Genomic DNA, 11,262 nt, shown 5'->3' on the forward strand with positions numbered 1-11,262 from the left:
TAGCCACTTTAAGTTCCCTCTCGGAGCAGGCGGCCGCGAACCGGTCCATTGGTCCGGCCGGCGCTGCGTCCGGCTGCGGCACGGAGTGCGGAAGCGGTCAGCTCAGGGGTGCTGTCATTGATAAAAGCACCCATGGCAGCTTCCGATCCGGCAAGAAATTTCAGTTTGTCCGCGGCCCGCCGCGGCGAGGTCAGCTGCAGATGGAGGTATCCGGCGGGTCGAAAAAAATCGTCCACCGGTGCCTGGTGCCACGCGGCAATGTAGGGCGTAGGCGTGCCGTACAGATTATCCAAACGCGTCAGCAGCTCCAAATACATCCAGGTGAGCTCATCACGTTCCGCCCCGGTCAGTGCGGCGATGTCCGGAACCTGCCGGTGCGGTGTGAGATGGATTTCGAGTGGCCATTTTGCCGCGAACGGCACATAGGCGCTGAAATGCGTACCCTCCAGGATCATCCGGTCCCCGGCCTGCCGTTCGGATTCAAGAATAGATCCGGTAAGAGTGTTGCGGCCATCGGCGGCATCGTAGTATTTCCGCGCGGCACTGGCCATCACAGCTGCCCGCGGGGTGATGTAGGGATAGGCATAAATCTGGCCGTGCGGATGATGCAAGGTAACGCCGATTTCCTGCCCGCGGTTCTCGAACGGAAAGACCTGCCGAATGCCCGGCAACGCGCTGAGTGCGGCTGTCCGCTGGGCCCAGGCGTCGATGACAGTGCGGGCGCGCCCTTCGGATAACGTCGCAAAGGATCCGCTATGAACCGGTGTGAACGCCACCACTTCGCAGCGGCCGAACGCAACACCCGTGGTACCCCAGCGGGGATGCTGCGGCGCAACGCCGAGTGCCGGGCCCAGGGAAGGAAAGCGGTTTTCAAAGACAACGACGTCATAGTCCGGGGCGGGAATCTCGGAAAGATTTCCGTCGTTTCGGCTAGGGCACAGGGGGCACTGATTGGCCGGTGGGAGGTAGGTACGGGTCTGCCGATGGGCTGCTATCGCCACCCAGTCTCCGGTCAGGGCATCAAAACGGATCTCGCCGGTATCTGCTTCGGAGCGGGGGAGTAACGGGCGCTGATCCGCCTCGGCGTGCGGTTTGGCCACGTCGCCGTCGTCGAAATAGATCAACTCCCGCCCATCCGACAGCCGGGTGCTCGTTGCTGTCGTCATGGTGCGCTCCTGGCTAGTGACGGTGCTGATTTTGCTGGGGGATGAACCGTGGTGATCTGCAGGGCCCGTAACAGCGGCCTGAATTCTGCGGCCGTCGCCGGCGCCATGCCGTCGTCGGTTATCAACGTGTCGACATCGCGCAAGTCGGCAACGGACGCCAGCGCGCGGACGTTGAATTTTGTATGGTCGGCAAGCACCATCAGGCGTTCCGCGGACGCGCTAAAGGCAGTATTCGTCTGTGCTTCAACGACATTGGGACTGGTCAGACCCCGCCGGGCGTCAATGCCGTGGACTCCCATGAAGCAGATATCGCAATTGAGTCGGGCAATGGCGGCGTCGGCCACCGGCCCCACTAACGCCTCCGACGGAGTGCGTTCGCCGCCGGTAATAATGACTTTGGTTCCGTTCGCTGGCTGGAGCTGGTACATAGCCTCAGCGGCCTTCAACGAGTTCGTGATGACGGTAAGGCCCTCCACCCGATGGAGCATCGTTGCCAACCGGTAGGTCGTGGTTCCACCCGTCAAAGCCAGAGTCATGCCGGGCTCGACCAGCTTGAACGCTGCACTTGCAATGGCGGCCTTGGCCGCCGGCTGCAGATCAGAATTGTTCGCAAAACCGGGTTCGACGGCACTGAACCTGGCCAAGCGGGTGGCCCCGCCGTGGATTTTTCTCAGCAGTCCCTTGACATCGAGGGCCTCGATGTCCCGGCGCACGGTCATCTCGCTGACGGCCAAAGCCTCAGCCAGGTCCGTGACACGCACGGCCTCAGAGAGCTGCAGCGCTTTAAGGATCTGCGACTGCCTTTGAGGTGCGAGCATACCGACCCCCCCCAATTGCTGTGTGCCGATTTACTGTCCGTCGATACCAAAATCAAATAGTTTCAAACAAAATATAACATCAGTACCCGGGTAAAGCCAGTGCGGATCCGCGCACAACTGGTCAGGGTTTCGGTATTCACCCTCGGTAAGGAATTATTGAGCCATGAAGCTTCCTGGACAGACCGGTGACCGGACCTTGAACGATCTCGCCGCGGACGTGCCCTATGGTATGCGGATCTCGGGGGCATGGGCCTGGCGGGTGGGGATCATCCTTTTGGTAGGCGGAGCAATCCTGTGGTTGCTGAGCTTCGTTACCCTGCTCATCATCCCCCTGATGGTGGCCGCATTGCTGTCGGCACTGCTCGGTCCGATTGTTGGGCTGCTGCACCGCCACCGGCTGCCGAAGGGGTTGGCCGTCGCCGCCACCATGGTCGGGACTGTAATCGTAGTTGTTGGTGCGCTGACACTGGTAGGCCGGCAGATGATCGAGGGATTTTCGGCCCTGCGCGGCCAGGCCGTCGAGGGTATCCGGCAGGTCCAGATGTGGCTCGCCACTGGTCCTCTTCAGGTTTCATCGTCAGACATGGATAAGTACATCGGGGAGGGCGTTGACGCGCTGCAGAACAATAGCAGCAGCATCCTCAGCGGGGCGTTATCCGTTGGCAGCTCGGCCGGGCACTTCGCGGCAGGTCTGCTGCTGACGCTTTTCATCCTGGTATTTTTCCTCCTGGAGGGTGAGCGGATCTGGTTGTTCATAGTGAAGCTAATGCCCAAGCGGGCTCAGGCTGCCACCAACGGGGCAGGTAGGCGCGGCTGGGGATCCATGGTCAGCTACGTCCGAATCCAGGTGTTGGTAGCGCTAATTGACGCGATCGGAATTGGCGCGGGGGCGGCCATCATCGGTGTACCACTGGCGCTTCCATTGGGCGTTTTGGTCCTTTTCGGATCCTTTATCCCGGTGATTGGAGCGCTGGTAACCGGAATTGTAGCGGTCCTGCTTGCGCTGGTGGCCAATGGCTGGGTCAACGCCTTGATCATGCTTGGAATTGTGCTGTTGGTTCAGCAGGCGGAAAGCCACCTGCTGCAGCCTTTAGTGATGGGCAAGGCCGTTTCCCTGCACCCGATCGCGGTGATCCTGACGGTGACCGCCGGTGCCGGCCTCGCAGGCATCCCGGGGGCGCTCTTCGCGGTGCCGCTGCTGGCGGTGCTCAATTCCGCGATCCGCTACATTGCCCGGCGCGGCTGGGAGCACGAGGACACAGCGGTCGACGACGGCGGGCCGGGAGCTTCGTCCGGCGGCGGAACGGGAGCATCGACCGGCGTCGGAACGCGGCAGCCGCCACAGGAACCGGCTGTCACCGGGACGCAAACGGCCACCAGCAGGGAGACCAATCAGTGAATGCACTTGGCGACCTCCCCGTTAAGCTGACCGATATTGAGGATGCCCGCCGTCTAGTGGCGGACATTATTGCCCTTACCCCCATTGAAAGTTCCCGTGCGCTGGGCAGGCAAACCGGTTCCGAAGTGTTCTTTAAATGCGAGAATCTCCAGCGGGCAGGGTCCTTTAAGGTCCGCGGTGCATACGTGCGGATGGCGAAGCTGACGGCGGAAGAAAAGGCCCGCGGCGTCGTCGCCGCCTCTGCCGGAAATCATGCCCAAGGCGTGGCTGTGGCTGCCAAGGCACTGCGGATCAAGGCCACGATCTATATGCCGCTCGGCGTGGCGTTGCCCAAGCTGGCCGCTACCCGCGGCCATGGCGCGGAGGTGGTGCTGCATGGACACAATGTGGATGAATCCCTCGCCGAGGCGGAACGTTTCGCTAAAGAAACCGGCGCGGTCTTCGTGCATCCATTCGACAACGTTGACGTCGTTGCGGGGCAGGGAACCATTGGCCTGGAAATTCTGGACCAGATCCCCAACGTGGACACGGTGATCATGGGCGTCGGTGGCGGCGGCCTGCTGGCCGGAGTCGCCGTCGCCATTAAGTCCAGGGCGAAACAGCTCGGCAGGGAGATCAGAATCATCGGCGTTCAGGCCGAGAACGCGGCGGCCTACCCGCCGTCGCTTGCCGCGGATGCCTTGGTGCCGTTGAAGAAAGTGTCCACGATGGCTGATGGTATTGCCGTCGGCCGCCCTGGACAGCTGCCGTTCTCGATCATCCGTGAGCTGGTGGATGACGTCGTTACCGTCAGCGAGGATGCGCTGGCCAGGGCGCTGATTTTCCTGCTGGAACGTTCAAAGATGGTGGTGGAACCCGCCGGAGCGGTAGGGGTGGCCGCGCTAATGGAGGGCAAAATAGAGAATCCCGGCACCACTGCCGTGATTCTCACCGGGGGAAACATCGATCCGATGCTGATGCTGAAGGTGATTCAGCGCGGCCTCGCTGCGGCCGGCCGCTTCATGACCGTGCGGATGATGCTTGATGACCGTCCGGGTTCGCTGGCCACCATTTCCCGGATCATTGCCGAGAACGACGCCAATGTCACCGGCGTCGATCATACGCGGGTGGGAGGATCCATCAGCATGGGCGATGTCTCCATTACGGTGAATCTGGAGACTAAGGGTCACGAGCACTGCGAGCATGTCCTCACCGCGCTGCGGGCTGAGGGATTCCAACCCATTGTCGTGCACTAACTGCCCGTGCACTAACTGCCCATGCGCGGAAAACCCGCTCGAAACATCCCAGTGTGGACATCTGCCCCTGGCAGCGCTCAGCTGCGGCGCAGGTGTCCACACGCGACTTGCTGCCTAGCCGGCGAACGGCTTGGCGGAAATGACTTCAACGGCAATTTCCCTGCCGTTCGGTGCGATGTAGCTCAGCGAGTCGCCCGCCTTGTGCCCCTGAATTGCGGCTCCAAGAGGTGACTTCTCGCTGAAGACATCCAGATCCGTGCCGCCGCCGACCTCGCGGCTTCCGAGGAGGAACGTTGTCTCATCGCCGGCAATTTTCGCTACCACCAGCATTCCCGGCTCCACAATGCCGTCATCCGCGGGCGCCTCGCCAACATGGGCGTCCCGCAGCAGCTCGGTGAGCTGGCGGATCCGTGCTTCGATCTTGCCCTGTTCTTCCTTGGCCGCGTGGTAACCGCCATTTTCCTTAAGGTCACCTTCCGAGCGGGCCTGCTCAATCTTTTTGACAACTTCAACCCGGCCGGGGCCGGACAAGTCGGTGAGCTCAGCCTGAAGGCGGCTAAAGGCTTCCTGGGTGAGCCAGGCTGCGGGTGCGCTGTTGGGGGTAGACACAGGGTTTCTCCTTGGGCTGACAAGTAAGGCGGCTAAGTTTTCACTGACAAGCAAATACCCCGCTGAAGGTTGCGACCGTAGTGCGCTAGCACATGAAGTAGCCGTTCGAGCGGGGCAGGGTATTGATCCAGTGTAGGCAACATGGCCGATAAACCCAAGATGCGCATACCCCAAGTGGCCTCGGGGCGCGATCGTGCAGCTACGGCGCGGGAACGATCCAGCAGCTGTCGACGATGCCGGAAACCGCAAGTGACTCTGTCCGCACTGAGGCTCGCTGCGCCGTCGTCCTGCCCTGATCGATACCGGAATTTGTGCCGTTAGGGCCAATTGTAACTACGTCCCAGCCGACAATGGCAAAGCTCGAACCCAATGCCTTAACGGCGCACTGCGCCGTGGCTGCGGGGTCCTTTACGACCTGAAAATCCACCTCAGTCAATGTGCTGTCCTGGACTGAGAAGCCCACGTCTTTACTGGCAACGGAGGGCTCCCCGCGGCCCAAGGCCAGCCACGCAACAAAGATCAGCGTGAGGATAGCGATGACGGCACCGAAGATGACTTTCTGCCGCCGCGTCCGCATACGCTTGGGCGCACCGTAACGATTGGCTACGCTGGTAGCTGCCGATGTTTCAGAAACGCTCACGGGGTCCAGTTTATCGTCCTTCAGGCGGACGTTGACGCACACGTTTGCAGACCGTCGCCCGGACGCCGTCCGACGGTCGCTGTCAGGGCCAGAGGTGCCCGGGTCAGCTGAATTCAGATAAGGCGCTTAATTAGGAAAGGCTAAATATGAGTTCTGATCATCCGGGGGCCAGCCATGCAGCTACTGCCTCTGGCATGGCTGCGCGGTTTGTTGCCGAAAAGGACAGTTCGGGCGAGGGGCTACGCATGTTGGCCGTCCATGCCCATCCTGACGATGAGGCCAGTAAGGGTGCTGCCATGATGGCAAGCTATGTGGCCGAAGGCGTCGACGTCATGGTCGCCACCTGCACCGGCGGCGAGCGGGGTGGCATTCAGAACCCCGCGATGGTGGGAGATCCGCATTCAACCCGGGACATGGCCGGTGCACGCCGTCTCGAAATGGCGGCGGCGGTGGCGGCGCTGGGGATCGGGCACGAGTGGCTCGGGTTTGTTGATTCGGGTCTGCCGGAGGGCGATCCGATACCGGAGCTGCCGTTCGGCTGCTTTGCCCGCCAACCGCTGGAACGAGCAGCGGCACCGTTGGTGCGGCTGATTCGGCGCTTCCGTCCGCAGGTAGTGGTCAGTTACGACGAAAACGGCGGCTACCCGCACCCGGATCACATCATGGCGCACAAGGTGACTGTGGAGGCTTTTTACGCCGCGGGCGATCCGGACCGCTATCCGGGCACCGGCGATGCATGGGAACCGACGAAGCTCTATTACGATCTGGCCTTCAATCCTGCGCGTTTCAAAGCGCTGCATTTTGCGCTGGAAGAGGCCGGCATCCAGTCGCCGTACGCGGAGCGGATCGCAGCATGGATGGAGGCAGACACGGAAGGGCACCAATCGCCCATGGGCAGTCACCCGGCCACTACGCAGGTGGACTGCGGTGACTTCTTCGAGGCCCGCGAGGCTGCCCTTCGTGCGCACGCCACACAGGTGGACCCGGAAGGCTTCTTCTTCGCCGTCTCGGCGGATATGCAGCGCAAAATCTGGCCTTGGGAGGACTACTCACTGATCGAATCCCGGGTCCCCGCACCGTTGCCCGAAAATGACCTGTTTGCTGGCCTACGATAGATGGGGGACAGCGGTGAAATGCCGGCCCCCGGCAGAGCGCCGCGGGGAACATAGAAAGACTGACTTTGCATAATTTGATTTTGGTGCTGGCCACCACTCCGCCCAATGATTCCCCAACCATCCGGCCCGGTCTGGACCCGGATCAGGTCAGCCCTGGGTTCTTGGGTTTCCTCTTTACCTTCGGCATCGTCGTCATTATGTTCTTCCTGATCCGCGACATGGTCAAGCGGATCCGACGGGTCCGCTACCGGGCCCAGGTCGAGGAAGACAAACGCTTGGGCCGCGAGGCAGCGAGTGGCGAAGCCGACGACGACGACGACGGCCCGATAGTCGGGCGGCGGACCTACCACGGGGGTGCCGGCGGCAAACACGGTCCGGATGGGGACTCTCTTGGATCAGAAAGCCAGGATGATGGACCCGCAGACAGGAGCTGAACGACTGCCCACAGCGGGCAGGTCCAATGCGCTGGCCGGTGAGCCGTCGGCCTACCTGCGCCAGCACGCGGACAACCCGGTGCATTGGCAGCCGTTCGGGGACGCAGCCTTTGCCCAGTCCCGCGCCAGGGATGTCCCGGTATTCCTGTCCATCGGCTACGCGGCCTGCCATTGGTGCCACGTCATGGCCCACGAATCCTTCGAGGATGCTGCCACGGCGGCATACCTCAATGAGCACTTTGTTGCGGTGAAAGTGGACCGTGAAGAGCGCCCCGACGTGGACGCCGTCTACATGAGTGCAACCCAGGCCATCAGCGGCGAGGGCGGCTGGCCGATGAGTGTCTTCCTCACTCCCGATGGGCTGGCATTCCACGCCGGAACCTACTTTGGGCCGACTCCCACCGTCGGACGACCGTCCTTCCGCCAGGTCCTCGAGGCCGTAACTCAGGCCTGGCAGCAACGGCGGGAAGCTGTTGAGCGTAGTGCGGCCGAGCTTGCCGCCGGGCTGGCACAGAATCCCGCACACCGGACTGTCCAAGTGGCACAGACAGCGGACACACAGGGACCGGGTCTGCTGACCACCGAGCTCCTGTCAGCGGCGGTCAAGGCACTCAGCGGCTCCGAAGACCCGGACTCAGGCGGGTTCGGCAGCGCACCTAAGTTTCCGCCGTCGTCCGTTCTGGAATTTCTGCTCCGGCACGCTGCCGGCTCAAGTCCCACCGCTGACCAGGCCCGCGCGATGGCGGCCCGGACGCTAACCGCCATGACAGGCGCTGCCCTGTTTGACCAACTTGCCGGCGGTTTTTCCCGGTATTCGGTGACCGCGGACTGGTCGTTGCCGCATTTCGAAAAAATGCTTTACGACAACGCAGCGCTGTTGCGGGTCTGCGCGCACTGGCTCCGGTTGGCCGACGGGCCGGACTTTCCGCACGCAGATGCCGAGCGGGTGGTTCGGATGACGGCCGATTGGCTGCTGGATGCCTTGCGGCTAAACGGCGGTCCATTCGCGTCGTCCCTGGACGCAGATACCGTCGTCGACGGCGTACACCGGGAAGGCGCGACGTATCTGTGGACAGCGGCAGAGCTGGAGGCTGCAGCCGTGGCCGCCGGACATCCCGGGGCGGGCGGACACCTCGGGCAGATGATGCACGTTGCGGCCGCGGACCCGGCCGGAGTCGGAGCCGGGTCCAACGGCTCAGCGCTACACCCCGGCGGTCGCCTCTCGGGTGAGGACCGCCGACGTTGGGAGCTGGTGGCCCCGGAGCTGCTCAAACGCCGGCTGGCGCGACCGCAGCCGGAACGTGACGAGAAGGTGGTGGCAGGCTGGAATGGACTCGCCATCGCCGCGCTGGCCGACGCCGGCATGGTGCTGGACGACCCCGCGTACGTCCAGGCAGCGGCCTTAGCCGCGGATTACCTGGAAACCGTGCACTGGGATGGCGGGATCCTGCGGCGGGTCTCGCACGGCGGAGCCGCACGGGGGATCGGCGGCCTGCTGGAGGACTATGCCTTCTGCGCGGACGGGTTGCTGGCCTTGTACGCCGCCAGTGCAAACGAGCGTTGGTACCTGCTGGCGGAGAAACTGATAATGGCTGCCATGGAGCGCTTTGTCCATGACGGCAAGGTCGCGGACGCCACGCCCGAATCCGAGCAGGTCTTCAATGCCGCTGGGCGCCAGCTCTCCGCGGATCCGTTCGATAATGCCACTGCCAGCGGGACGTCCGCATTCGCCGCGGCCTTGGTCAGCTACGCCGGCTACAGCGGGTCGGTGGCGCACCGAAACCTGGCGCAGAGTCTGCTTGACTGGGTACCGGCCATTGCGGTCAGGGCACCTCGTGCCGCCGGCTGGGCGCTGGCCACGGCGGAGGCCCTGCTCGCCGGTCCCCTCGAGGTTGCAGTTAGCGGTCCGGACACGTCGTCGCGGGCGGAACTGGTGCGCATCGCGGCGCTGAATCCATCACCGGGTTTGATTATTGCCGTTGGCACCGCGGACAGTGCGGTGCCGCTGCTGGCCGGGCGCGACGGCGGCGATACGGCTCGTGCATACGTCTGCCGGGAGATGGTGTGCCAGCTTCCCGCGGCAACGGCTGAGGAGCTGCGCCACGCACTGGGCGAATAGCGGACGTCGGGGCCATGGCCCGGACGTGGAGGGCATGCGGACGTGGAGGGCATGCGGACGTGGAGAGTGGTGTGGAAGTCAGGCATCGCTGACTGCGAACAGAATCGCCATGAATTGGGCAGCGAATCCCACCACGGTAAAGACATGGAATAGCTCGTGGAAACCAAAATGCCGCGCGCTGAAGTTGGGTTTCCTGATGCCGTAAACCACCGCTCCGGCGATGTAGAACGCTCCACCCAGGCAAATCAGCACGCCAGCCCGAACGCTGGCGGCGAAGAAATCCGGCATAAAAAAGACTGCGGTCATCCCCAGTGCCACGTAAATCGGCACATAAAGCCACCGCGGTGCACCGACCCACAGCACGCGGAACAAGACTCCGACCAGGGCTCCCACCCAGATCACCCAGAGCAGCAGGGTCGCCTGCGCGGACGGTAAGAGCAGAGCAGACAGCGGCGTGTAGGAGCCGGCGATAACCAGCATAATATTGGAGTGATCCAACCGTTTTAACACGGCCATCGTCTTCGGTTTCCAGTTGCCGCGATGATATAGCGCACTTGTGCCAAAAAGCAGTATGCCGCTCACCACGTACACCGCGGAGGTTACTCGTGCCAGCGGAGAAGCAGCCACGCTGATCAGGATAATCCCGGCGATGACGGCCAGCGGCGTCGCGCCAGCATGGATCCAGCCACGCCAACTCGGCTTGATATTCAGGACATCGGCAATGGTGTCGGCCGCTGCCTCCAACGGATGTTGCTCCGGCTGTGAGCCAGACGGCCTGACTGGTGCTGATTGGTCGTGGCTGTTTTGCGAGTCAGCGGCGTTGGGTGAGGAAGATGCTGCCATTGCATTCACGATCAAATTCTAACGAGAAATCGGGCCGCTTCGACGGGGTGCGGTGGCTGTGCCGTGCGTGAGTGGTCCGACGCCACAACAGAAGAAAGTTTTTTAAAATTCTTTTCCACAGGGGCGGTTTTTGGGGGTTTTTTGTCCTGTTGATGTCAGTGCCTCTTCGTAGCCTTGGAGTAGTTGGAGATCAGGAGGATTTCCTGGTTTTCTTACCGGTTCAGGTTGCCGGTTCAGGTTGCCGGTGTGGGTTGCCGGGTTCGGGTGTTGAGGGGTGGTGGGTGGTGTGGAGATTGATCGGGAGAATCTGGCTCGGGTGCTGGCTGCGGTCACGGCGAAGTATCCGCATCGGCTCGAGCGCGCGGGCCTAAGCACCGGACCCGTCCCTGCCTCTGGCCCTGCCACCGGCTCTGCCACCGGCTCCGGTCCTGTTCCGGTCCCTGGCACTGTTCCCGGGACCGGCCGGGACGACGGCGGCGCCGCCGGTACCGGCGGGTCAGACGTCAGCGGTGCCGCCGGCCCGGGTGTTCCCGCTGGTTTGCCGGTTCCTGGGGTACCGGTTGATGGTCCGGTTGGGGAGGCTCTGTTTGTGGTGGGGCCGTCGGCGGGGATCGTGGGACGGTTGGAGCAAATGAACGTGTTGTTGGCGGAGGTTTTGGGAACGGATCCGCAGGCTGTGTCGCAGGAGGCGTGGCTGTCGATTATTGGTGCGGCTGAGAGTACACGGCGTCGGTTGGACGCGGTGTATCTGCACAGCGTCGCGGCCGCGGATCAGTGCGGGGCTGCGGGGTTGTCCGGGATCGGGACGAAGAATATGCGTGAGTATCTGGTGCATGGGGTGGGGGTTGAACCGGGGCGGGCGAAAGCCGATGTGGAAGCGGCCC

The 11,262-nt window shown here is 62.8% G+C and carries 10 protein-coding genes and 1 pseudogene; 6 read left to right on the plus strand and 5 right to left on the minus strand.

Features of this window, described 5'->3' with window-relative positions; genetic code table 11:
• Window positions 1-8: 8 nt before the first annotated feature.
• Window positions 9-1,166 carry a galactose-1-phosphate uridylyltransferase gene (gene galT / locus IV500_RS10375; protein WP_196396721.1) on the minus strand — a complete coding sequence of 386 codons (1,158 nt, stop codon included), beginning with the start codon at window positions 1,164-1,166 and terminating at the stop codon, window positions 9-11.
• Window positions 1,163-1,984 carry a DeoR/GlpR family DNA-binding transcription regulator gene (locus tag IV500_RS10380; protein ID WP_196396722.1) on the minus strand — a complete coding sequence of 274 codons (822 nt, stop codon included), beginning with the start codon at window positions 1,982-1,984 and terminating at the stop codon, window positions 1,163-1,165. The genes galT and IV500_RS10380 overlap by 4 nt, the downstream gene beginning before the upstream one ends.
• Window positions 1,985-2,147: 163 nt before the next feature.
• Here IV500_RS10380 and IV500_RS10385 point away from each other — a divergent pair, with 163 nt between their 5' ends.
• Together IV500_RS10385 and ilvA are read left to right on the plus strand one after the other, a co-directional pair.
• On the plus strand, window positions 2,148-3,383 hold the full coding sequence (locus tag IV500_RS10385) for an AI-2E family transporter (RefSeq protein ID WP_196396723.1): 1,236 nt from the start codon (window positions 2,148-2,150) through the stop codon (window positions 3,381-3,383).
• A complete protein-coding gene (gene ilvA, locus IV500_RS10390) occupies window positions 3,380-4,618 on the plus strand; it encodes a threonine ammonia-lyase (protein WP_196396724.1) in 1,239 nt (412 codons plus the stop codon). The genes IV500_RS10385 and ilvA overlap by 4 nt, the downstream gene beginning before the upstream one ends.
• A gap of 114 nt (window positions 4,619-4,732) precedes the next feature.
• On the opposite strand, the gene greA is transcribed toward ilvA, so the two are convergent.
• Together greA and IV500_RS10400 are read right to left on the minus strand one after the other, a co-directional pair.
• On the minus strand, window positions 4,733-5,227 hold the full coding sequence (gene greA, locus IV500_RS10395) for a transcription elongation factor GreA (protein WP_196396725.1): 495 nt from the start codon (window positions 5,225-5,227) through the stop codon (window positions 4,733-4,735).
• Between the two features lie 199 nt (window positions 5,228-5,426).
• Window positions 5,427-5,867 (minus strand): DUF4307 domain-containing protein, encoded by a 441-nt coding sequence (locus IV500_RS10400; RefSeq protein WP_312875891.1) that lies wholly within the window; start codon window positions 5,865-5,867, stop codon window positions 5,427-5,429.
• A 194-nt stretch (window positions 5,868-6,061) separates the two neighbouring features.
• Here IV500_RS10400 and mca point away from each other — a divergent pair, with 194 nt between their 5' ends.
• The 3 genes from mca (at window position 6,062) to IV500_RS10415 (ending at window position 9,535) form a co-directional block, all read left to right on the plus strand.
• Window positions 6,062-6,982, plus strand: a complete 921-nt coding sequence (gene mca, locus IV500_RS10405; protein ID WP_196396753.1) for a mycothiol conjugate amidase Mca — start codon at window positions 6,062-6,064, stop codon at window positions 6,980-6,982.
• A 65-nt stretch (window positions 6,983-7,047) separates the two neighbouring features.
• The gene (locus tag IV500_RS10410) at window positions 7,048-7,416 is read left to right on the plus strand and encodes a hypothetical protein (protein WP_196396726.1); all 369 of its coding nucleotides are present in this window, start codon (window positions 7,048-7,050) and stop codon (window positions 7,414-7,416) included.
• Window positions 7,391-9,535: a thioredoxin domain-containing protein gene (locus tag IV500_RS10415; protein ID WP_196396727.1), complete on the plus strand. Its 2,145-nt coding sequence runs from the start codon at window positions 7,391-7,393 to the stop codon at window positions 9,533-9,535. The genes IV500_RS10410 and IV500_RS10415 overlap by 26 nt, the downstream gene beginning before the upstream one ends.
• Before the next feature lie 78 nt (window positions 9,536-9,613).
• On the opposite strand, the gene trhA is transcribed toward IV500_RS10415, so the two are convergent.
• Window positions 9,614-10,258 (minus strand): PAQR family membrane homeostasis protein TrhA, encoded by a 645-nt coding sequence (gene trhA, locus IV500_RS10420; RefSeq protein ID WP_312875896.1) that lies wholly within the window; start codon window positions 10,256-10,258, stop codon window positions 9,614-9,616.
• 406 nt (window positions 10,259-10,664) lie between these two features.
• Between trhA and IV500_RS10425 the strand changes: the two are divergent.
• Window positions 10,665-11,262 (plus strand): annotated as a pseudogene (locus IV500_RS10425) (hypothetical protein); the annotation flags it as partial.

Origin of the sequence: Arthrobacter terrae, assembly GCF_015708085.1 — a bacterium.
Lineage (GTDB): Bacteria > Actinomycetota > Actinomycetes > Actinomycetales > Micrococcaceae > Arthrobacter_M > Arthrobacter_M terrae.